Source organism: Georhizobium profundi, from assembly GCF_003952725.1.
In the GTDB taxonomy this organism is placed as follows: domain Bacteria; phylum Pseudomonadota; class Alphaproteobacteria; order Rhizobiales; family Rhizobiaceae; genus Georhizobium; species Georhizobium profundi.
On the sequence record NZ_CP032509.1, the window covers coordinates 1162135 to 1184834 of the forward strand.

Below are 22700 nucleotides of genomic sequence, written 5' to 3' on the forward strand. Positions count from 1 at the left end.
AGCTTCCGTCCGCATCGATGTGCGGGCACCAGCATCCGGCGGCAAAACCCGGCTTCACCGCGATGGTGAGGCGAACCGAGATGAGCTTCGCAATGAACGATACCTCACGCGATACCCGCAGCCAGTCGCAAGGATCCTCGCCTTTCGATGCGTTGAATAAGACGCTCGAAGCGCTCGAGAGCCGCTTGGACGGGATCATGGCATCGAAAAGCCAGCGTGCTCCAGGTACTTCGACGCCAAGTGTACCGCGCGTCGAACCGGCCAGCGTCCCCGAGACGCGTGCCGCCGCGGCCCAGAACGATGCGGTCGCCCAGATCAAGGAGCGCCAGCGCCGCCTCGACGCTTTCCGCTCCAAAGCCGCCGAACGTCGTGAAGCTCTCGTTGCCAAGCCAGCGGTCGAGCCCGTCGCAGCAGCCGACATGGTGCAGACGGGCGGCGCCCGGATGGAAAGCCTGCTCGACACGTTCGGGAAAAACCTGCGCGACGAGATGCGTCGCGATCTGGGAGAAGACGTCGCACGCCATCTCGGCTCGCTGCGCGGCGACCTCATGCATCTGAAGACGCTCGATCAACTGGAAAGCCTGCCTTCCGAGCTCCATGCGGGGCTGGTTTCTATCGAACAGAAGCTCACCGCGCTCAGCGAAAGCGATGGTGGCGATGCGCTGGTCGAACTGCGCGCCGAAGTGCGCGGCATCTCCGCCATCGTCGATGGTCTCGCCAAGGATGAGACCGTGCGTGGGCTGGACAATCGCTGGAGCGAGATCTGCGACCTGATCAGCGAGATCGATCCAGCCACCATGCGCGACGAGATCGCCGTCATGGTCAAGCGGCTCGACGAGATGCAGGTGCTGATGACCAGCCTGCCCGACGGCGACTGGACCCGTCAGATCGGCGCCGAAATGCGCACGATCGCCGGTTCCGTCGAGATGATCGCCGGGCAAGGCTCGGACATGGAAGGCGTCGGCCGGGAACTCGACCGCGTGAATTTGCGGCTGGACGAGATTTCTCAGGCGATCCTCACGGTTTCCGACAAGGCCGACACGGCAATCGACAATGCCCGGCTGGAGCGCATCGAAGCGCTTCTGACCGACCTTGGGTCTCAGGACGAAGCTGTCGCCGGTGGCATCGCTGCTGCTTTGACGCCGCATCTTGCGCTTCTAGCCGACCAGATCGAACGGCTGGGCGAGGGCGGCACGGACAGCGCGGTGCTGAGCCGCCTCGATGCGCTGTCACATCAGGTGGCCGCGCTTTCCAGTGGTGGCAACCAGGAGCCGTCGCAGGCGGTGGTGGAACATCTGGAGCATATCTCCGAGCAGATCGAGACCCTGACGGTCGCTCAGGCAAGCGTCGACTTCGACCGGCTGGAAGCCCTGGTCGATCGTGCCGAGGCGCGCCTATCGGATCCGCTGCCCGTCGCCGGACTGGAAAGTCTCCACCGGCAACTGGACGAGATCACGAGCCGTCTCGATCGCGGCACGGCGACCTCGGCTCCGGCAAGCGACGATGCGATGCGCTCGCTCGAAGCACAAATTCTCACCCTCTCGGAGCATCTTTCTGATCGCTCCGGCCTTGCCGGCCTGGAGCCGCGTCTGGCCGCGATCGAAACGCATCTGACGCATGGCCGCCAGGATGTGATCGAAGCTGCGAGCCGTGCTGCCGAGCAGGCCGTTGCCGCCTTCCTCGAAAGCGGTGCAGACGATTATGAGGGCGGCGCCGAGGATCTGTCGGCGGTGACCGGTCTGGCGGAAGATCTGCGGGCGCTCGAAAAGCTCACCCGGATGAGCAACGACCGCAGCGCGCGCGCCTTCGATGCGGTGCACGACACGCTAATGAAGATCGCGGAGCGCCTCGAGAGCCTCGATCGCGGACTAAATGTCTCGCGCGAGATGCCTGTTGCCGCCTCAGCCCTGGCAGCGCCGGCCTTCGCCGAGCCCGCCATTTCCGTGGGGGCCGCTGCTGCCCCGGACCTCGAAAAGCAGGAGCCGCTGTCAGCCAAGGCCGCCAATGTGGTCAAGGCCGACCAGACAGCGCTTGGCAAGACTGTCAGCACCGCCGCCGTCATGGCAGCCGCAACCGCTTCTGCCGCATCGGCCTCGGCCACTGACACGCAGGCGCCGCGCTCGCTGATCGGCCGCATTGCCGAGAAGGTCCGTCCGCGCCGCCAGGCTGCCGCACCTGAGGCAGCGCCGGCGATCGAGCCCGAAAGCACGCCTGCCGTTGCCCGCGAGACCGTCGAGCCGACCCCGCCCATCGATCCCAGCCAGCAGATCGATGCGGGGATCGCCAACGAACCGCTCGAGCCCGGCTCCGGTACGCCGGACCTCAATCGTATCCTCCAGCGGGTGCGCGATCAGCAGACGAGCGGGTCGCGTGTCGGCAACAGTGTCTACAGCGAGGACGACCGCGCCGATTTCATCGCCGCCGCCCGCCGCGCCGCCCAGGCCGCAGCTGCCGATGTCGAAAATTCCGGCCGCAAACAGTCGGCTGGCAAGGGCGACGACAAACGCACTGACGGCGGGTCCTCCCGTCGCCGGCCGATCCTCATCGCTGTCGGCGCCATCCTGCTTGCCGTCATGTCCTATCCGCTCATCTCCGACATGATGGGTGGCGGCTCTCGCCAGGCTGACGCGCCTGTCGCGGTCCAATCCGTCACGCCAGCCGAGACGGATAGCGCTGCCGTCTCCTCGGGCGACGACGCTGCACCTGAGATTGCCGCCGAAACCGCTGCGCCTGTTCAGGCGCCGGTCGCCGAGGCACCGACCGTCGCTGAGCCGTCGCCGGTCCGCCCGACCGGTCTTTCACAGCAGGCTTTCGCGCCGTCTGTGGATGACGAGGCGTCCATGACGACGTCGAGCCTCGATCGTGACACCGCCGCGCCGGTTTCATCGTCCAGCCTCGAATCCTCTTCTGCCGGCGCCGATGAGCCCGTCGTGACCGAGGGTGCGACCGCGCCGACCACTGAGGCCCCTGGCGCAGGTTCGCCGGCTGAAGTGACGCCGGCAATGGCAACGCAGACCGATCCGGCCGAACGCTCGGCCCGCATCGCTGCTCTGCCGGACAGTGTTGGCACGGCCGCATTGCTCGCCGCTGCCGAAGCCGGCGAGGGCCGGGCGCTGTTCGAAATCGCGTCCCGCTACATGGAAGGTCGCGGCGTCGAAGAGAACGTCGACCAGGCAGCGCAGTGGTATCTCGACGCTGCACGGCAGGGGCTTGCTCCGGCGCAGTACCGCATCGGCAATTTCTACGAGCGCGGAACGGGCGTCGAGCGCGATCCGGTCGAGGCGGAGCGCTGGTACCGCGAAGCAGCACTCGGCGGCAATGTCAGCGCCATGCACAATCTCGCGGTGCTGCATGCATCCGGCGGTGTCGATGGCAATTCGGATTTCGACGAGGCTGCACGCTGGTTTGCGATGGCTGCGGAACACGGCGTTTCGGACAGTCAGTTCAACCTGGCAGTGCTCTATGCCCGCGGAAGCGGCGTCGAGCAGGATCTCGGCCAGTCCTACAAGTGGTTTGCGATCGCAGCCGACCAAGGCGATGCAGACGCGGCCAACAAGCGCGACGAGGTGGCCAATGCTATGAGCCCGGAAGCGCTGGAGCGCGCCCGTGCCGAAGTCGAGCTTTGGGAGCCGCAAGCCGTCGATCCGGCTGCAAATTCCGTCGAGCTGCCGGAAGAGTGGGGCGTGTCGCAGACCCGCACCGCAACCATCGATATGGCCGATGCGGTGCGCAACATCCAGCGCATCCTGAACGACCGCGGCTTCGATGCCGGCACGCCAGACGGTGTGATCGGCGCAAAGACGACGGCAGCGATCCGCGCATTCCAGGAAGCCAACGAACTTGAGCCGACTGGCCGCATCGACGCACCGCTGGTCGAAGCCTTGCTCGCGCAGACGAACGCCGGCTGAGCCGTCACCTCAAGCCTTCAATTCGCGGGCGCCCTGAATTGACAGGGCGTCCCGAAACGCGCAGATGATCATCCCACAACCGGTCGCGGTTGGGCATCGGGCATTGCGCCCGGTTTCGTCTTAACGGCGAATAAACCCTGTGCTGCCAACATCCCGTTCAACGTTGCGCAATTGCACTGTTGGCGGGACTTCGGCGTTCGGCCGGCGCCTTGAGCAGTTCGCTTCATCAAAGCGGTCCGCTGCTCCAGGTCTGTGACATACCGCGTTTCCGAACGGTGAACCGGTTCGCATTTCACCTGGAAACGCCCGAGAACCGTGCGGAGCGCTCAGGGGCAAGACGTGACCATCTACCTGCCGATCGCAGAATTATCGGTCAACATCTTCGTCATTCTCGGCATGGGTGCGGCGGTCGGATTCCTGTCGGGCATGTTCGGCATCGGCGGCGGTTTTCTCATCACGCCGCTTCTCATCTTCTACAACATCCCGCCTGCAGTCGCCGTCGCCACCGGCGCAAACCAAGTCGTCGCCTCGTCCTTCTCCGGCTCGCTCTGGCATTTCAAGCGCGGCTCTCTCGATATCAAGCTCGGGGTGGTGCTGCTCATCGGCGGCATTGCGGGGGCGGCGCTCGGCATCTGGATCTTTACGCTTTTGCGGCGGCTCGGTCAGCTCGATCTCATCGTTTCGCTGATGTATGTGCTGTTTCTCTCCATCGTCGGCGGACTGATGCTGTGGGAAAGCATCAATTCGATGCGCCGCGCCGCGCGCAAGGAGACGGTCGCGCTGCGCAAGCCCGGCCAGCACATCTGGGTGCACCGGCTGCCGATGAAGATGCGCTTCAAGAAATCGAAGCTCTATCTCAGCGTCATCCCGGTCATCGCGCTCGGCTTCGCCATCGGCATTCTGACGTCGGTGATGGGCGTGGGTGGCGGGTTCATCATGGTCCCGGCGATGATCTACCTCCTGCGTATCCCAACCAACGTCGTTATCGGGACATCGCTCTTCCAGATCATCTTCGTCACGGCCTTCACCACCATCATGCAGGCGACGACGAACTACTCGGTCGATATCGTTCTTGCTTTCCTGCTCATGGTCGCCGGCGTCATCGGCGCGCAATATGGCGTACGGGTCGGGCAGAAACTGCGCGGCGAGCAGCTTCGGGCGCTGCTTGCGCTTCTCGTGCTCGCCGTCGGCATGCGCCTCGGGCTCGATCTCCTGCTGCCGCCGGATGAAGTCTATTCGGTGATCATCGAAGGAGCGGCGTTCTGACATGAGGCCGTTCGCAGCACTTTTCGGCATCCTCCTCTGCCTGCTGGCAGGGTCAGCGCTCGCCCAGCAACGAGAGCCCACCGAGCGCCTCGATATCGGCGTCTCGACGAACGAAATCGCGATCACATCCGATTTCACGGGGGCCGACATCACGGTGTTCGGGGCGCTCGACAGTGCCGATCCGTTTCTCCTGGAGCTCGGCGAGTACGACATCGTCGTGGCGCTGGTCGGCCCGCAGCGCCAGACGACCGTCTGGCGCAAGGAAAGGGTGCTCGGCATCTGGGTCAACCGTCGATCGATGGAATTCGAGCCCGTCGCGGCTTCCTATTCGCTGTCAAGCACGCGGCCGGTGGAGCGAATCACCGGGTCGATCGTGCTCGATCGCTACGAGATCGGGTCCAACAACATCCGGCTGGTGCCGACAGGCGCCATTGGCGATGGCAGCAATATCGCAGTGTTTCGCGATGCGCTTCGGCGACTGAAGCAGACGAGCGGGCTTTATGAAGCCGCGCCGCACGGCGTCGATTTCGTCAGCTCGAGCCTGTTTCGGGCCTCGATTCGCCTGCCGGCCAACGTGCCGCTCGGAGAGCACACGATCCGGGCCTATCTGTTCAAGAGCGGCAATTTCGTAATGGAGCGGGATCTGCCGCTGCGGGTCGTGAAAACCGGCCTGGAGCAGTTCATCTATTCGGCGGCCTACGAGGATTCGCTGCTTTACGGCATCGTCTGCGTGGTGCTCGCCATGCTGACCGGCTGGGTCGGCAGCGTGATCTTCCGCAAGAACTGAGTCTGATACGTCGCGTTTCCGAACGGTGAAGCGGCATCCACTTCACCTGGAAGCGCTTATGCCTAGCCGATCAGATTGGCGAAGCGCACCGAATAGAGCCGCTCGCGGCCGAGCAGATGTGCCGACAGCGTCGCGCGGTCGAAGAGGCCCTGCATGGCGCGATGGCGCAGATCCAGCCCGCCGGTGGTCACGCCGAATGCCGGCATGACGAGGCGGGTGCCGTCGGAGGCAAAACACGGGCGGCGCACCGCACGACCACGCCGAACGACGCGGGCGGATGGATGCAGATGGCCGGCGACCTCGCCCCGGCAGTCGGCGCGCCGTGCGGTCGGTTCGTGGCGAAAGCACAAGCCATCCACATAAAGCGCGTCCGTCGCTTCGCCCGGCAGGTTCGCCGGCCGCTCCGGATCGTGATTGCCGGAAATCCAGAACCACTGCCGACCCGCCATGGCGTGACGTAGCCGCTCCTCATAGATCGCCGGCATATGGGCCGCTCCGATCCGGTCGTGGAAACTGTCGCCGAGGCTGATCACGGCTTTCGGCTCGTAGCGCCGGATCGCCGCTTCCAGGAGATCGAGGGTCGCGGCCGTATCGTAGGGCGGCAGCATCATGCCACGTCTTGCAAAGGCGGCACCTTTTTCCAGATGCAGATCGCTGACGATCAGCGTGCCGCTTCGTTCCAGATAGGCCACGCCAAGCGCATCGCAAACGACTTCGACGCCCGCGATCTCGATGGCGATCGTGCGGCCGGGCATGTCAGTTTCGGCGGAGGAAAGCCGCAGGGCGGCATGGTGGTTCATGGCGGGGTCTGATCGTTCTCGGCTTGTTCGTCACAGACCGATACCCGATTCGCCCATGGCTTCCGCAATCAAATCTTCCGATGCTTCTTCCAGGATCGCGTCATTGGCCTCGCCGGCCACCGATTCCTTGCCCACTTCGAGCATGATCGGCACTGCGAGCGGTGAAATATGCGAGAGGCGCTTCAAGACGATGTGCCCCTTGATGCGCGCGAGCATGTCGGAAAGACGCCGGATGTCGAGAAGTCCCGCCGCCGCATCGGCATGGGTCGCCTGCAGGAGGATGTGGTCCGGCTCATGGCTGCGCAGAACATCGTAGATGAGGTCGGATGAGACGGTGACCTGACGGCCGGTCTTTTCCTGGCCCGGATGCCGGCGCTCGATGAGTCCTGAGATCACGGCGCACTGCCTGAAGGTCCGCTTGAGCAGCCAGGATTCGGCGAGCCATGCTTCGAGGTCGTCGCCCAGCATGTCTTCGTCGAACAAATCGGAGAGAGCCGGCCGGCGCCTGTCGAAAAGTTCGCCCATGTCGGACAGTGCCCAGATCGCCAGGGCATAATCGGTTGCCACGAAGCCGAGCGGCTTTGCGCGCGCCCGCTCCAGCCGGCGCGTCAGGAGCATCCCGAGCGTCTGGTGGGCGAGGCGGCCTTCGAAGGAATAGGCGACCATGTAATGCCGTCGGCCTCTGGGAAAGGTCTCGATCAAGAGCTCGTCGCGTGATGGCAGAATCGATTTTTCCTTCTGGATGCGCAGCCAGTCTCCGACCTGGTCGGGCAGAGCGCCCCATTGGGTGGGATCGGCCAGCATGGCGCGCACCTGGTCTGCCAGATAGGTCGAGAGCGGAAACTTGCCGCCGGCGTAGGTCGGGATCTTCGCATCGTTGCTCGGCGACAGCGAAACGATGCACTCGTTCTCGCGAATACCTTCGAAACGCAGCACGCGGCCGGAAAAGAGAAACGTGTCGCCGGCAACCATCGTCTCGAGAAAGTATTCCTCGATCTTGCCGAGCGTGGGCCCGCCACGCGCCGCTGTCACGCCTGCCTTGCCGCGCTTAACGAGCCGGACGTTGAGCGCCGGGGCCTCCACGATCGTTCCGACGTTGAGGCGATATTGCTGAGCGATCCGCGGATGGGAGACGCGCCAAAGGCCGTCGGCGGTCAGGCGGATCTTGGCATAGCGATCATATGTCTTCAGCGCATAGCCGCCGGTCGCGACGAACTCCAGAACCCGGTCGAACGTGTCGCGTCCGACCTCCTGATAGGGCGAGGCGGAGGTGACTTCCGCAAAGAGCTCATCCGCATCGAAGGGGGCCGAGCAAGCCATTCCGAGGATGTGCTGGGCCAAAACGTCAAGTGCGCCCGCGCCAATCGGGGGCGTGTCCTGGGCACCGAGATAGTTGGCGTCGAGCGCCGCCTGGCATTCCATCACCTCGAAGCGATTGGCCGGAACGAGGATCGCGCGGCTCGGCTCGTCCATGCGGTGATTGGCGCGCCCGATACGCTGGGCGAGCCGGCTTGCGCCCTTCGGCGCGCCCACATGAATGACGAGATCCACATCGCCCCAGTCGATGCCAAGATCGAGCGTGGAGGTCGCGACGACGGCGCGGAGCGCATTGTCGGCCATTGCCGCTTCCACGCGCCTTCGCTGGCTGACATCGAGCGAGCCGTGATGCAGCGCGATCGGGAGATTGTCTTCGTTCACGTGCCAGAGTTCGCGGAACAGCATTTCCGCCTGGCTGCGCGTGTTGACGAAAAGCAGGGTCGTCTGATGGTCCTTGATGGCCTTGTAGACGTCCGGGATCGCGTAGCGGGCCGAATGGCCGGCCCAGGGCACGCGCTCATCCGACTGCAGGATGCTGATCAAGGGTTTCGCGCCGCCGCTGACGACGATGCGCTCGGCCAGCCGGCGCTCACGACCATCCTGCGCCACCAGCCAGCCCTGCAGCTCTTCCGGCTCCGCCACGGTTGCCGAGAGACCGATTGTCACGAGATCCGGCCGCAGGCGCCGGAGCCGCGCAAGCCCGAGCGCCAGCAGATGGCCGCGCTTCGAAGTCACCAGCGAATGCAGCTCGTCGAAGATGACGGTCTTCAGGTCGGAAAAGAACCGATCCGCATCTGGGGAGGCAAGGAGGAGCGCCAGCTGCTCCGGCGTCGTCAGAAGAATGTCGGGCGGATTGGTCTTCTGCCGTGTGCGCTTGGTCTGCGAGGTGTCGCCGGTTCGTGTCTCGGTGCGGATCGGCAGCTTCATTTCGTCGACGGGGCGCGACAGGTTTCGCTCGATATCGACGGCGAGGGCCTTGAGGGGCGAAATGTAGAGCGTGTGGATGCCGTTTCTGGCAGCGCCTGGTTTTGCAGGCCCGCGCTCGGCCAGATCGGTGAGGCTCGGGAGAAAGCCGGCGAGCGTCTTGCCAGCACCTGTCGGCGCGATCAGCAGAACCGACTTGCCCGACCGAACCTTCGCCAGCAGTTCCAACTGGTGCGCACGCGGCTGCCACCCGCGCGAGGCGAACCAGTCGATGAATTGCGCAGGCAGGGCAAACCGAGGCCCTTCGCCATCCACCTCGAGTTGTGCTGCCAGTCGCGGGTCATGCTCCATGACCCGTTAAGGTAGGCCCGGCATCGGCAATCGCCAAGGCGCAGACGCTCAGTGCAGCACTTCCGTCGGTGCGATATCGGGTGAAGCGTCGATCACCGGCAGATCGGCGAGCGTGACGCCCGCGGCCGAGCGCCTACGGGCAACGACCAGAAGACCGATGATCGTCTCGGCTCCATCCTTGCGGATCGGCCCGCGCTCGGTCACCACGATGTCGAAGCCATGCCGATCCAGAAGGGCGCGCAGATAGTGTTCGCCGTGCCTGTAGCGAAGGGATGGCTGCAGTTGCCAGTCGACATCGGCTGCTCCGTCCTCGACCGAAAAGGCGAAATAGCCATCGGTTGCAATGATCGCGGCAGCCGTCGCGAAGACCGGCTCCAGATCGCCGAGATACATGAAGACGTCGGCAGCGGTGACGAGATCCGCCTTCAGCGCTTCATTGTCCGGCAGTGGCACGCCCCCGTTGGCGGGGCCGCTTGCGAGGTCCGCCGGTGCGAGCTGGTCATAAACCGCTTTTTCCGCAGCCTTCGCCAGCATGCCCTTGGAGATGTCGTAGCCCTTGAGGAACGAGACGCGGTTGCGCAGGCGTTCGCCGAGAAGCCCGGTTCCGCAGCCGAGATCGATTGCCGTCTTGAAGCGGTCCGGCGCGTTGGCGACAATCAGCGCGGTCAGTTTCTCCGGGATCGAATAGGAAAGGCCCTCGACGAGCGCGGAATCGAAGCGTTCGGCGTAGTCGTCGAACAGCCGCGCGACATAGGCGGCCGGGGGCTGGCTCGGGGCCTGTGCCTGGCCGAGCGCCGCGAGCTTTAGCCCGGCGCCGTAGATATCCGCCGGTGCAAGACGCAGAACCTCGCGAAAGGCCTCGCTCGCCGCTGCGAGACGCCCGGATTTTTCCTCAAGCACGCCAAGGGTAAAATGGCCTGCTGGCCATGAGGGCACGAGTTCGAGCGCCTGGCGCATGAGATCGGCAGCGGCCGCGAAGTCGCCCGCATCGGCGAGCATGCGCGCATAATCGGCGCGCCGATCGGCTACCAGATCGCCGGAGGAAAACGACAGTTGTGTCATGATGATCAAGCGCCAAAGGAGGACGGCGCGGGCTATGCGCGCATGGCGATGATTTGGCAAGCGCCTTTTCGCCACACCACAGGCGCCTTATCTAGAGACGATGCGCCCCGATGATCTGCTCAAGCCGCGCCCCGAGGGGCTCTATTGTCCGCCAGGTGATTTCTACATCGATCCGGTGCGCCCCGTGGAGCGCGCGCTGGTCACGCATGGCCATGCCGATCACGCCCGACCGGGCAATCAGAACGTGCTCGCCACCCGGCAGACGCTGGACATCATGGCGATCCGCTATGGCGAGAACTTCGCGGCCAGCCGGCAAGAAGCGGCAATCGGCGAGAGGCTGACGATCAACGGCGTCACCGTGTCGTTTCATCCCGCCGGGCATGTGCTGGGATCGGCGCAAATCTGCGTCGAGAAGGATGGGCTTCGGATCGTTGCGTCCGGCGATTACAAGCCGCGGCCGGACCCGACCTGTGCGGCGTTCGAGCCGGTGCCCTGCGATGTCTTCATCACCGAGGCGACCTTCGCGCTGCCGGTGTTTCGCCATCCCGACGACCGCGAAGAGATCGGCAAGCTCCTGAAGTCCGTGCGGCAGTTTCCGGAGCGCTCGCACCTCGTCGGCGCCTATGCGCTCGGCAAGGCACAGCGGGTGATCCGGCTGATCCGCGACGCGGGCTATGACGAAACCATCTACATCCACGGCGCGCTGAAGACGCTCTGCGACTATTACGAATCCCAAGGGGTTGCGCTCGGTCCGCTGGCGCCGGCCACCATCGACAACGGCAAGAAGGGCGATTTCGCGGGCGCGATCGTCGTTGGACCGCCGTCGGCCTTTGCCGATCGCTGGGCGCGGCGTTTTCCCGATCCGGTGTCCTGCTTCGCCTCGGGCTGGATGCGCGTGCGCCAGCGCGCCAAGCAACGCGGCGTGGAACTGCCGATCATTCTTTCCGACCATGCCGACTGGGACGAGTTGATCGAAACGATCACCGCCATCTCGCCTTCGGAAGTCTGGGTGACGCATGGGCGCGAAGAGGCGCTGGTTCGCTGGTGCGAGTTGAACGGTATCCGCGCTCGCCCGTTACATCTGGTCGGATACGAAGACGAGGCTGAGTGATGATTGCCAGACTTTTAGGAACGACCGCAGTTCTGCTCGCGGCCTGCCTGCAACCGGTGTCGGCAGCGTCTCCGGACGCCTGGGCCGAATTCGCCGAGACCGTGGACGAGAAGTGCCGCGCGCTGGCCGAGGGCGAGATGGAGATCGAGGCGGTTCGGGTCGACCCGTTCGGCAGCGAAACGTACGGCCTTGCAATCGTTTCCGGCCGGGTTGGCGAGGCGGCGGTCGAACGCATCTGCGTGATGGACAAGCAGAGCGAGGAGGCCGAACTTGGCGGTGAATTGCCGATGACTGCGGCAACCGGCGACGCTCTTGGTTTTTTGGCGAGCGAGGATCGGGCCGACCTCGACACGATGCGGGCGGCTGCGGAGCGGACATTGGCCGAGATCGAGTCGAGCGGCGAGCCGCTCGATGCCGGCGCCATGGACGCTGCTGACAACGCCTTGACCGGGCTGAACGACACCTTCTCGGCGATCGCATTGGCCCCGGGCGCCTATGCCTGCACGGTCTACTGGTACGGTTTCTTGGACCAGGGCGCGCGCCGGGTTGGCGACCATCGCTGCCGGGTCACCGAAGCCGAGATCGGGACAATCGTCGAGAAGATTTCGGGTGAGCGCCTCGCCGCCAATCTCGTGGCAGATGGTGACCGGACGGTCTATGTCGGCCGCACGTTTCTCGAAGGCCAGAGCGAAAACGCTTACGACGCGGCCAACCCCGCCAATGCGGGCAATTCCAATTTCGGCAACAAGGTGGGCCTGGCGGCGCAACTCGGCGACAGCGTCTATCTGATTTCGACGCAGGCGCGGGGCATGGAGCCGAAGGACGAGACGTTCTTTGAAATCATCGCCCTGACGCCCGCGCCGTGATCCGATGAAACGCTTCGCCGAACTGCTCGACCGCCTGCTCCTGACCCCGTCGCGCAACGGCAAGCTCACGCTGCTCGTGGATTACTTCACGACAGTGCCGGATCCTGAGCGGGGGCTGGCCCTTGCCGCGATTACGCGCGACCTGTCGATCGCATCTGTAAAGCCAGCCATGCTGCGGGCGCTGGTGGAGGAGCGGATCGATCCGATCCTGTTCGGATATTCCTATGATTATGTCGGCGATCTGGCCGAGACGATCGCACTGATTTGGCCGACCGAGGCGAGCGCGCTCGACCGGCGGAACGACGTGCCGACGCTGTCGGAAGTGGTGCAGACGCTGGATGCGACGAGCCGGGCGAAGGCGCCGGCGGTCATGGCGGACTGGCTCGATCGCCTCGATGCATCAGGCCGGTATGCGCTGATCAAGCTCGCGACCGGAGGCTTGCGCATCGGCGTCTCCTCGCGGCTCGCCAAGCAGGCGCTCGCCGATTTCGGCAAGGTCGACGTGGTCGAGATCGAGGAGCTCTGGCACGGGCTGACGCTGCCCTATCTGGAGCTTTTTGCATGGTTGGAAGGTCATGCGCCGAAGCCCGAGAGCCTTGCGGCCGCGCCGTTTCGGCCGGTGATGCTGGCAACCGCCATCGAGGATGGCGATCTCGACAAGCTGGACCCTGCCGATTACGCCGCCGAATGGAAATGGGACGGCATCCGAGTACAGGCGACATCGGAGCGCGGTGTGCGCCGGCTTTATACGCGCACCGGCGACGACATCTCCGGCACATTTCCCGATATTCTCGAGGCGCTCGATTTCGAAGGCGCGATGGACGGCGAACTGCTCGTCGGCCACAGCCCCGACCTGACAGCAGGCAAGCAGGGCCCGGTCGAAATCGGCACCTTCGGCGACCTGCAGCAGCGATTGAACCGCAAGGCCGTCACCGCGAAGACGATGGAGGCCTATCCGGCCTTCATCCGCGCCTATGATCTCATGCAGGATGGCAGCGAAGACCTTCGTGCGGCGCCTTTTCGCGAGCGACGGGCGCGCCTGGAAGCTTTCGTGCTCGGGCTCGATCCGACGCGCTTCGATATCTCCCGGCTCGTCGAATTCACCGACTGGCAGCAGATCGTCGACTTCCGCACCGAGCCACCGCATCCGATCATCGAAGGGCTGATGCTGAAGCGGTGGGACAGCCCTTACGTGCCCGGCCGACCGCGCGGCCCGTGGTTCAAATGGAAGCGTGAGCCGTTCACCATCGACGCGGTGCTGATGTATGCGCAGCGCGGCCATGGAAAGCGGTCGAGCTTCTATTCCGATTACACATTCGGGGTCTGGAAGGGCGACACGCCGGAAACCGGTGAATTGGTGCCCGTTGGCAAGGCTTATTTCGGCTTTACGGATGACGAATTGAAGCTGATCGACAAATTCGTGCGCGACAACACGATCGACCGCTACGGCCCGGTCCGTTCCGTCAAGGCGACGCCCGAGGTGGGGCTGGTGTTGGAAATCGCGTTCGAGGGGCTGAACCGCTCCGCCCGGCACAAATCGGGCGTCGCGATGCGTTTTCCGCGCATATCGCGGCTGCGCTGGGACAAGCCGGCGCGCGAGGCCGATCGCCTGGAGACACTGGAACGGATGCTGGACTGACGGGGCGCCTTGCCAAAGCCGCAAAGGCTTCCTACCTCGCCAACTTTAAGACGCGCTGACAGCTTCGGAAAGGCACCAATGTCGGGCAGGGTGACACGGTTTTTGGGCGATACGCCGGGACGGACGCTGGTCAAGCTTCTCGTCGTCTCCTTCATCGTCGGCGTCGTGATGAACGTGATGGGGTGGTATCCGCTGGATATTTACTACTTCGTCCGCGACTTCGCGCTTTATCTCTGGGATTTGGGCTTCGATGCCTTCGGCAGCGTAGGCAATTACCTGATTCTCGGCGCGATGGTGGTCATTCCTGTCTTCCTCATTCTGCGCATCGTCAGCTATCGGAACTGATCCTTTCATGCAGACCAGACGTTTCGTCCTTCTCGGAAGCGGCGCGGCCGGGCTTGCGCTGATTGCAGGGTGCTCGACGCTCGGCACCCGCAGTTCGATCCCGGGCCAGGTCGTCACCATGGACGCGATCGAGCGGGTGAACGCCTTTCGCGTCGCCAATGGGAGGACGCCGCTGCGCCATGATGCGCGTGCCTCGGAAGCAGCGCTTTCTCATGCACGCACGATGGCCGAGAACCGCCGCATGGCGCACAATATCGGCGTCGGCGCCGATTTCGTGCAGCGCATGAAGGGACAGAACGTGACCTTGCCGGCCGCCGAGAACATCGCGACCGGGCAGGCGACTGTCGATCGCGCGTTGCTCGCCTGGGAAGTTTCCGCAAGCCACCGCGCCAATACGCTCGATCCCCGCTTTACCGGTCTCGGCGTCGCCATGGCACAGGACACCGGCAATGGTGGTGCGCCCTATTGGGCGATGATCCTTTCGGGCGGCTGAAGCCGTCGCCCAATCAATAGCGGCTGTTGCCGGAGCCTTCATCGACGATGGGCGTGTCGACCGCGGCATAGAGACTGGCGTCGGAATAGACGACCCTGCGCGCATCTGCGCCAAGGTGAAGGCCGACGACCAAGTTGACGTAGCGGTTGACGCCGATCCGTGTGTCCAGAACGCCTGCAGAGGCTCCATTCAGCGCGATGCCTGTCGTTCGGCCTGCCGATCTGCCGACCCGGGTCGCATCCTGGAACTTGTTGCCGTCGATCCAGCCATATTGCGAGGCGGCGTCACCCACTTCCGCAACGAGGCCGGTCCAGCTGGTATCCGGCTGCTCCACCAGCAGATCGTTGCCCGTTACGATGAAATCGCGGGCGCGCATCAGGCGCATGCCCGTTCTGAAAGTCTGAAAGTGGCAGTTGGTGATCCAGAAGAGCGGCTTGCCGGCATTGCCCCCGTCCAGCGGGTATTCGTCCGCCTCCACGAGCACGCCCTCGTCGCAGGCAACGGCAGAGTGCTTATCGATCGTGATGCCTTCGTGGGTGCCGATGAGATGCACGCCGCAGCCGGCAAAATAGGCCTGGCAATTCTCGATGGTAAAGTCGACCGGGTGGCTCTCGCCGTCGCCCTCGGCAACGATCGCGCTTCCCTGGCGCTCGCCCGGCACCATGTGGCGGACGCCGTTATGGATGCAGCCGCGCACCACACCGTGCCGCTGGTTGACGAGGCGAATGCCGGTGCGAAAGCCGCGATCGTGATCGGTCGCGCTTGTATGGACATTGGTGATGTCGAAGGTGCGGTAGACCGAACCCGTTCCGCCGCTGGCCGTGAGGGTCAGCGCCCCATGCGGCGTCCCGGCAACTCCTGACAGCAGCCCGAAATCGCGCGCAGTCAGCGCGTTGCCGGTCGAAATGCCGATCTCGCCGCAGTCGAAGTGCAGCGCGTCGCCCTCGGCGTGGTCGACGATGAAATGGTTGCGGCCAAGGCCCTGCAGCATGCTCGGCTGCTCGGTGAAGCCAGTGCCGAAGACGATCGGTTCGGTCAGCCGGTAGGTGCCGACCAGCGCCACGCCAAGCCCCGAGTGCAGGGCGCGGCGAACGGCATCCGTATCGTCGGCCACGCCGTCGCCTACCGCGCCAAAGTTTTCGGGCGCCGTCCAGCCGGGAAAAGTGGCAGCCTGACGTTCGGGAGCGCGTTGGGCCCAGGCGTGCGGCGTGCCGAGCAGCAGGGCTGTCGCCGCGCCGGCGCCTGACCAGAGGAACGTGCGGCGCGTGAATTGAGCTTTTTCGGTCATTAGGTCGTGCCGCTCCTGCCAGTCTCAGACAAATTCGCGGGCGACGCGAAAGAGTGTCGCGTGGCGCTCGGCGACCGCATCGACATCCTTGCCGTATCCTCCGCCGATGACCCCGCAAAGGGGGATGCCGCGTTGCCGGAAGAAGCCGATGACCGCGCGGTCGCGCCGCTTCAGGCCCTCGTCGGTCAGGGAGAGCCTGCCGAGCCGATCATCGGCGTGTGGATCGACGCCGGCGTTGTAGAACACGATATCAGGCCGCGGTCCAAGACATGCGCGCGCCAGTGTATCCTCGACGATTTCCAGATAGGCATCGTCGCGAACCTTGTCGGGCAGCGCGACATCCATGTCCGAGGGCACCTTGTCGTTCGGATAGTTTCGCTCGGCATGAACCGACACCGTGAAAACGCGGGGCTCGTCGCGAAAAATGTCGGCGGTTCCGTCGCCCTGGTGCACATCGAGATCGACCACCATGGCCCGGCGGATCGCTCCTTCTTCGAGAAGCTTCGAGGCCGCAACGCCGACATCGTTGAAGGTGCAAAAGCCGGCACCATGTGCGCGCCGTGCGTGGTGGCTGCCGCCGGCGGTGTTGCAAGCAAGGCCGGTTTCGAGCGCGATGCGTGCCGCCAGAAGCGTGCCGGAAGTCGCAGCGCGCGCGCGGCGCGATACGCGCTCATTGACCGGAAAGCCGATGGCCTTCTCGATCGGCTCGGGTACGGCAACGGCGAAAACCTGCGCCACATAGGCCGGATCATGGGCGAGCGCAAAGACCTCCTGCGGTTCGATCCCGGGCACCTCATGGCCCTGTTCGAGGAGGCCATCGCGTCTCAAAATCTCGATCAGCCGGGTGTATTTGCCCATGGGAAAGCGATGGTCAGCAGAAAACTGCGCATCGTAGTCGGGGGTGTGGACGATCGGGAGCACCATCAGAGACCCGATATAGTGGAAGCTGGCTGCAGGTGAAGTGCTGACGGCCTCCAATGCGCTTGAGCGGCGTCCGCCTCGCAGCCGCTTCTCTCTTTCCCTGAAACGATCTAGGGGAGGTGCGACGTTCGCTTCGCTTCGCTCAAGGTCGCTTTCTTGTCGCCCAACCCACCGATTTCCAATGTGTCCGCTGCCCGGTCGTTCGAGGTGACCAGCCGATCGGTGCTCGCGATCGCGCTGCCGATGACGCTCGCCTTCATGACGACGCCGCTGATCGGGTTGACCGACACGGCGATCGTGGGCCAGTCGGGTGAGGCCGCGCCGCTTGGCGGCCTTGCGATCGGGGCCATCATCTTCGATTTTGTGTTCGTCAGCTGCAATTTCCTGCGCGCGGCAACGACCGGGCTGGTCGCGCAATCGGCAGGGCGCGGCGATGTCGGCGAGGAACAGACGATCTTTTGGCGCGCACTGATCCTCGCGCTCGGAATCGGCATCATCTTCGTGCTGCTTGCACAATGGATCACCGGCGCGGGGCTGGCCTTCATGGAGCCCAGCGCGGACGTGCGCGCTGCGGCCGAAACCTATACGGCGATCCGCTTTCTCTCGGCGCCGGCCGCGCTTGCGAACTACACTATCCTTGGTTTTGTCCTCGGTCGCGGAGAAGCCCGGCTCGGCCTCGGTCTGCAGGTGGTGATCAACGGCGCCAACATCGCCCTCTCGCTCTATCTCGGCGTGGTGCTCGGATGGGGCATCGCAGGGGTCGCCTGGGGGACGGTTGCAGCCGAGTGCATCGGCGCCGTCTGCGGCTTCGCGATCATCGTCGGGCGCTTTTCACGCCAATCACGACAGGGCTGGTTGTCGCTCTTCGACCGGAAGGCGCTCGTTGCGCTGATGGCGCTCAATCGCGACATCATGATCCGATCGCTGTCGCTTCTCACCGCCTTCGCGCTGTTCACGCGCACAGGGGCGCAATTCGGACCGGTCACGCTGGCAGCCAATGCGGTGCTTCTCAACTTTTTCATGATCGCAGGGTTTTATCTCGACGGCTTGGCGACGGCCTCCGAGCAGATCGTCGGTCGCTCGATCGGCGCGCTGCATCGGCCGGCTTTCGACAAGGCCATCCGACTGACGGTGATGTGGGGCTTTGCCCTTTCAGGCATTGCAGCCGCGTTCTTTCTGCTGGCGGGGCCGGCGCTGATCGATATCGTCACCACCGCGCCGGAGGTGCGTGAGGCCGCTCGGATCTATCTGCCATGGGCGGCGCTGACCGGGCTAGCCGGCGTGCTGGCATTTCAGATGGACGGCGTCTTCATTGGCGCGACCTGGTCGCGCGACATGCGCAACATGATGGTTTTGTCGCTGATCGCCTTTGTCGCGATGGTCTGGTTCGTCGTGCCCATGGCCGGCAATCACGGGCTTTGGGCCGCGTTCAACCTGTTCCTCGGGCTGCGCGGCATCTCGCTTTATCTGCTCATACCGCGCCGCGCCTTGGCGACGTTCAGGCAGTGAGCGCGAGATCCGCCCAGGCATCGACTTCGGTATCACGGTAATCGGCAATGACGGCGACGCCGTCGGCATCGAGACGATCGACCAGACCTTTGGTGATGTCATGCGCGATCGCCGGGCCGCGATAGATGAGGCCCGTGTAGAGTTGCACGAGATCGGCGCCCGCCTTGATCTTCGTGAGGGCCGCTTCTGCGGAATCGACGCCGCCGACGCCGATCAGCACCAGACTGGTCCCCACACGTCGACGCAGGCGCGCCAGCATGATGGTGGAGCGTTCAAACAGCGGGCGTCCGGAAAGGCCACCCGTCTCGCGTGCCTTGTCGCTGTTGGTCAGGCCGGCGCGCGACAGGGTGGTGTTGGAAACGATCACACCTTCGATGGCATGGGCCAGCGCCATTTCGGCGACGTCGTCGAGCGCGGCTTCATCCAGATCCGGCGCGATCTTGAGAAACACCGAGAGGCGCTTGCCCGTGATGCTGGCGGCAGCTTCGCGCGCAGCGGTCACTGATTTCAGCAGTTCGGCCAGGCTTTCGCGCGCCTGCAGGTCGCGAAGGCCGGGTGTGTTCGGCGAGGAAACATTGATCGTGAAATAGTCGGCGACCGTCGCGAAGGTCTTGATGCCGGCCGCGTAATCGGCAACGCGGTCGTCGCTGTCCTTGTTGGCGCCGATGTTCACGCCGACGATACCTGCCCGGCGCGAGCGCTTCTTGAGCCTAGCTAACGCCGCCTCATGTCCGCGATTGTTGAAGCCGAGCCGGTTGATCACGGCTTCGTCCTCCGGCAGCCGGAAGATGCGGGGCTGCGGGTTTCCCGCCTGCGGCTTCGGGGTCACCGTGCCGATTTCGACGAAGCCGAAGCCGAGCTGCAGAAGCGCATTCGGCACTTCCGCGTCCTTGTCGAAACCGGCGGCCATGCCAATCGGGTTCGGCAGGATCAGATTGGCGACACGTGTTTCCAGACGCTTGTCGCGCACCGGGGGCGGGGCAGGCACCAGGCCTGCCGACAGCGCCCGAATGGCCAGTCCATGCGCCGTTTCAGGCTGCAACAGAAACAGAAGCTGGCGGCCGATATCGGCGGTGAAAGACATCAGGCGTCCAGTGCCGGAAAATTGTGGGAGCCGTCGGCGTTCAGCGGCAAAGGCTTCACCCAGAGCACGGCCGACAATTCCAGCGGCGTATAGAGATGCGGAAAGAGCTGCCCGCCGCGGGACGGTTCATAGACCAGATGATCGCCGAGCTGTTCGGAATCGATCGCGACGAGCACCAGATCGTCCTGGCCCTGGAAATGCTTGGCCGCCGTCTCGCGAACCTGATCGGCTGTGGAGAAATGGATATAACCGTCGATGAGATCGATCGGCGCACCGACGAATTGGCCCGCGGCTTCGGCTGCTTCCCAAAGCGGGCGCGGCGCGATCTTGTAGATCGGTGCTGTCATGCGAGTCCCTTCGCGTGTAACGATCCGGATATCCTATTTCGGACGCGTTTCAATGGGCATAGTGACTGTGATTAAGCAATTGGAGGCGACGATGTTGCACAAATTTCCCGCCGCCGCGCTGATCCTCGGCCTTTTGGCGGGCCCCGCGGTCGCGCAGGACGATGGGCGCTACTCCATGGAGCGTACCGAAGATGGCTTCGTGCGCATGGATCGGCAGACCGGCGAAGTCTCGGTCTGTCGCGAGCAGGGCGAGGATCTCGTGTGCCGGCTGGCGGCCGACGATCGGCAGGCCTTCGAGACGGATCTCGACGCGCTGTCTGACCGAGTCACGGCGCTCGAGGAGCGGCTTGCAGAGTTGTCCTCGGCCGATCTGCCGCCCGAGGAAGAGATCGACCGTGCGATGGGCATCATGGAAAGCTTCATGCGCCGCTTCTTCGGCATGATCCAGGAATTCCAGCAGGAGCTGGGCACGACCGAGGACGGCACCCGCACCTGATCGCTATGTGGCGAGCGCCGCATCGATCCGGCTGTTGAGGAAGGTTTCTATCCGCTCCCGGCTCGCTTCGGCCAGCTTCGTTTCGAAGCTCTGGAAGACGTGACAGCCGCCTGGCGCAATGTCGATCTCGGCCGTGTTGCCGGCAGCCAGCCAGCGGGCTGCCATAAAAAGCGTGTCGTCGATCAAAAGGTCTGCGGTTCCGCAGGAAAACAATGCCGGCGGCATGTCGGCCAAGTCGGCAAAGAGCGGTGAAACGGCGGGGTCGCGCCGGTCGATCGTTGCCGGCACGAAATTCTCGACGAATTTTTCCACGTCCCGGGTGTTGAGGATCAGCTTGTCGCTGCCCCAGTTCCGCACGCTCGGAGTAAGCGACAGATCAAAACAGCCCGCCGTGAGATTGGCGGCTGAGAATGGCGTCAGCTGGTAGCGATCGCGCAATGCCACGAGGGTGGCGACGGTGAGGTGTGCGCCGGCGGATTCGCCCCCGATGGCCAGAACGGAACGGTCAAACTCCGAGCCGCCTTCGCCGACGAGCCACAAGGCCGCGGTCAGGCAATCGTCGATGGCGGCAGGAAAGGGGTGTTCGGGAGCAAGACGGTAGTCGACCGACACAGCAGAAAAGCCGGTTACTTCGACCAGGCGCCGCAAACGCAGATCGTTCTCGCGCGCCGTTCCCATCACCCATCCACCGCCGTGAAAATGCAGATAGGTTCCGCGTGGAGCGCGTGTCAGCGGATGCAGGATGCGCAGGCCGATCGGATGTCCGTCATCGCCCACGATGGTCTGCTCGATGGCGTGGCGGTCGGGTGCCGGCAGTGGAAACGAGCCACGACCGGCAGCGCGCGCCTTCCTGATCTCCGGCAGGCTGAACGACCAGATGTCGGGTGCCGCAGCCAGCCGGGACAGGATGCTTTCGTTGAGCTCCCGGATTTCCCCGTCGATATTTTCGGGCGCGAAAATGTCGGGACCTGGCCAGTCGACTGAACTCATCACGCACGAACCTCTTCTCAAGACTGTCGTTTTGCCCGTCCTGCACCATATGGGTGCAGTCCAGGATGGCAATGGGCGCGTCGACGAGGAGATATGCAGTTGAGGATCATCATCGGACTTTTTGGGCTCGCCTTCGGGTTGCTGATCGTTTGGGCGAGCCTGACGGGCGATTTCTGGGCAACCGGCAGCTTCCTGACGTCTGATCCCTGGGGGATCGTGTCTTTGGTGGATCTCTATCTCGGCCTTTTTCTGTTCGTCGTGATCATCGCGCTCGTCGAGCGGAGGCCTCTCGCCGTCCTGTTGTGGTGCCTGCCGCTGCCATTTCTCGGCAATCTCTGGACCGCGCTCTGGTTCGTCGTTCGTTGGCACAAGATCCGGGATTGGGCCGGGCATGCGGTTGCGTCCGTTCGTGGACAAGAGCAGAAAGCGCTTTGAACGCATAGCGTTCGCGTCTAGCATGAGCGTCCAGTGTCGGCGCCCGGGCGGAGGTCTAACCGAAGCGCCGTCGGGAGGGGCATTTGACTTCGAACACCACAATCATCATCGCCGATGACCATCCGCTGTTTCGCGGTGCGTTGCGGCAGGCGCTCAACGGATTGGGCGAGGCGGTCGAGATCGTCGAATCCGGTGATTTCGATGCAACGCGGCAAGCGGTCATCGACCATCCCGATGCGGACATCATGCTGCTCGATCTCGCCATGCCCGGCGTGAGCGGCCTTTCGGGCCTGATTTCCCTGCGCGCGGAATTCGTCAGCCTGCCGGTGGTCATCGTGTCGGCTTCGGACGATGGGGCAACGATCCGCCGGGTGCTTGATCTCGGTGCATCGGGATTCATCCCGAAATCCGCAAGCATCGACGATATTCGGGCCGCCGTGCGGGCCGTGCTGGATGGCGAAGTCTGGGTTCCCGCCTCGATCGACGTTGCGGAAGAAGCCGACACCGAGGTGCAGGATCTCATTCGCCGCCTGCAGACGCTCACGCCTCAGCAGAGCCGGGTACTCGGAATGCTGGCCGAGGGCTTGCTGAACAAGCAGATCGCCTACGAGCTCAGTGTGTCGGAAGCCACCATCAAGGCCCATGTGTCCGCTGTGCTGCAGAAGCTCGGTGTCGACAGCCGAACACAGGCGGTCATCCAGCTGTCGCGCATCGGCATGGGCGGGTTGAACGCCCTGCCGGAAAGCGCCTCGAGTCACTAA

Annotated in this window: 20 protein-coding genes; 12 read left to right on the forward strand and 8 right to left on the reverse strand. The window is 64.2% G+C overall.

Features of this window, described 5'->3' with window-relative positions; translation table 11 throughout:
* The first annotated feature begins 92 nt into the window (after positions 1-92).
* The 3 genes from D5400_RS05415 to D5400_RS05425 all read left to right on the forward strand — a co-directional run bounded on the left by D5400_RS05415 (position 93) and on the right by D5400_RS05425 (position 5961).
* Positions 93-3908, forward strand: a complete 3816-nt coding sequence (locus tag D5400_RS05415) for an SEL1-like repeat protein (RefSeq protein ID WP_126008412.1) — start codon at positions 93-95, stop codon at positions 3906-3908.
* A 339-nt stretch (positions 3909-4247) separates the two neighbouring features.
* Positions 4248-5174: a sulfite exporter TauE/SafE family protein gene (locus D5400_RS05420; protein ID WP_126008414.1), complete on the forward strand. Its 927-nt coding sequence runs from the start codon at positions 4248-4250 to the stop codon at positions 5172-5174.
* A gap of 1 nt (position 5175) precedes the next feature.
* A complete protein-coding gene (locus D5400_RS05425; protein ID WP_126008416.1) occupies positions 5176-5961 on the forward strand; it encodes a TIGR02186 family protein in 786 nt (261 codons plus the stop codon).
* Positions 5962-6023: 62 nt separating this feature from the next.
* Here D5400_RS05425 and pdeM read toward each other — a convergent pair whose 3' ends face one another.
* The 3 genes from pdeM to D5400_RS05440 are packed head-to-tail and all read right to left on the reverse strand — an operon-like array spanning position 6024 to position 10415.
* On the reverse strand, positions 6024-6761 hold the full coding sequence (gene pdeM, locus D5400_RS05430; protein WP_205665519.1) for a ligase-associated DNA damage response endonuclease PdeM: 738 nt from the start codon (positions 6759-6761) through the stop codon (positions 6024-6026).
* Between the two features lie 30 nt (positions 6762-6791).
* On the reverse strand, positions 6792-9353 hold the full coding sequence (locus D5400_RS05435) for a ligase-associated DNA damage response DEXH box helicase (protein WP_126008418.1): 2562 nt from the start codon (positions 9351-9353) through the stop codon (positions 6792-6794).
* 48 nt (positions 9354-9401) lie between these two features.
* Positions 9402-10415 carry a methyltransferase domain-containing protein gene (locus D5400_RS05440; RefSeq protein ID WP_126008420.1) on the reverse strand — a complete coding sequence of 338 codons (1014 nt, stop codon included), beginning with the start codon at positions 10413-10415 and terminating at the stop codon, positions 9402-9404.
* Between the two features lie 100 nt (positions 10416-10515).
* On the opposite strand from D5400_RS05440, the gene D5400_RS05445 reads away from it, so the two are divergent.
* From D5400_RS05445 to D5400_RS05465, 5 genes are all read left to right on the forward strand, one after another.
* Positions 10516-11526, forward strand: coding sequence for a ligase-associated DNA damage response exonuclease (locus tag D5400_RS05445; RefSeq protein WP_126008422.1), 1011 nt, complete (start codon positions 10516-10518; stop codon positions 11524-11526).
* On the forward strand, positions 11526-12392 hold the full coding sequence (locus D5400_RS05450; RefSeq protein WP_126008424.1) for a hypothetical protein: 867 nt from the start codon (positions 11526-11528) through the stop codon (positions 12390-12392). Before D5400_RS05445 ends, D5400_RS05450 begins: the two co-directional genes overlap by 1 nt.
* A gap of 4 nt (positions 12393-12396) precedes the next feature.
* Positions 12397-14031 carry a cisplatin damage response ATP-dependent DNA ligase gene (locus D5400_RS05455; protein WP_126008426.1) on the forward strand — a complete coding sequence of 545 codons (1635 nt, stop codon included), beginning with the start codon at positions 12397-12399 and terminating at the stop codon, positions 14029-14031.
* 78 nt (positions 14032-14109) lie between these two features.
* Positions 14110-14376, forward strand: coding sequence for a DUF6460 domain-containing protein (locus tag D5400_RS05460; RefSeq protein WP_126008428.1), 267 nt, complete (start codon positions 14110-14112; stop codon positions 14374-14376).
* A 7-nt stretch (positions 14377-14383) separates the two neighbouring features.
* Positions 14384-14869, forward strand: coding sequence for a CAP domain-containing protein (locus D5400_RS05465; protein WP_126008430.1), 486 nt, complete (start codon positions 14384-14386; stop codon positions 14867-14869).
* 13 nt (positions 14870-14882) lie between these two features.
* Here the strand turns inward: D5400_RS05465 and D5400_RS05470 are convergent, their stop codons facing one another.
* Together D5400_RS05470 and D5400_RS05475 are read right to left on the reverse strand one after the other, a co-directional pair.
* On the reverse strand, positions 14883-16157 hold the full coding sequence (locus D5400_RS05470; protein ID WP_126008432.1) for a hypothetical protein: 1275 nt from the start codon (positions 16155-16157) through the stop codon (positions 14883-14885).
* Between the two features lie 24 nt (positions 16158-16181).
* The gene (locus D5400_RS05475) at positions 16182-17081 is read right to left on the reverse strand and encodes a histone deacetylase family protein (RefSeq protein ID WP_126008435.1); all 900 of its coding nucleotides are present in this window, start codon (positions 17079-17081) and stop codon (positions 16182-16184) included.
* A 153-nt stretch (positions 17082-17234) separates the two neighbouring features.
* Here D5400_RS05475 and D5400_RS05480 point away from each other — a divergent pair, with 153 nt between their 5' ends.
* Entirely contained in the window at positions 17235-18587 is a 1353-nt protein-coding gene (locus D5400_RS05480; protein WP_245451444.1) for an MATE family efflux transporter, read from the forward strand.
* On the opposite strand, the gene D5400_RS05485 is transcribed toward D5400_RS05480, so the two are convergent.
* Both D5400_RS05485 and D5400_RS05490 read right to left on the reverse strand, forming a co-directional pair.
* Entirely contained in the window at positions 18577-19671 is a 1095-nt protein-coding gene (locus D5400_RS05485; RefSeq protein WP_126008437.1) for a quinone-dependent dihydroorotate dehydrogenase, read from the reverse strand. The two genes, D5400_RS05480 and D5400_RS05485, sit on opposite strands and share 11 nt — an antisense overlap.
* Positions 19671-20018 (reverse strand): DUF952 domain-containing protein, encoded by a 348-nt coding sequence (locus tag D5400_RS05490; RefSeq protein WP_126008439.1) that lies wholly within the window; start codon positions 20016-20018, stop codon positions 19671-19673. The genes D5400_RS05485 and D5400_RS05490 overlap by 1 nt, the downstream gene beginning before the upstream one ends.
* A gap of 91 nt (positions 20019-20109) precedes the next feature.
* On the opposite strand from D5400_RS05490, the gene D5400_RS05495 reads away from it, so the two are divergent.
* Positions 20110-20514 carry a hypothetical protein gene (locus D5400_RS05495; RefSeq protein WP_126008441.1) on the forward strand — a complete coding sequence of 135 codons (405 nt, stop codon included), beginning with the start codon at positions 20110-20112 and terminating at the stop codon, positions 20512-20514.
* A gap of 3 nt (positions 20515-20517) precedes the next feature.
* Here the strand turns inward: D5400_RS05495 and D5400_RS05500 are convergent, their stop codons facing one another.
* A complete protein-coding gene (locus D5400_RS05500; protein WP_126008443.1) occupies positions 20518-21504 on the reverse strand; it encodes an alpha/beta hydrolase in 987 nt (328 codons plus the stop codon).
* Between the two features lie 99 nt (positions 21505-21603).
* Here D5400_RS05500 and D5400_RS05505 point away from each other — a divergent pair, with 99 nt between their 5' ends.
* Positions 21604-21939 (forward strand): hypothetical protein, encoded by a 336-nt coding sequence (locus D5400_RS05505; RefSeq protein WP_205665520.1) that lies wholly within the window; start codon positions 21604-21606, stop codon positions 21937-21939.
* An 83-nt stretch (positions 21940-22022) separates the two neighbouring features.
* A complete protein-coding gene (locus D5400_RS05510; RefSeq protein WP_126008448.1) occupies positions 22023-22700 on the forward strand; it encodes a response regulator transcription factor in 678 nt (225 codons plus the stop codon).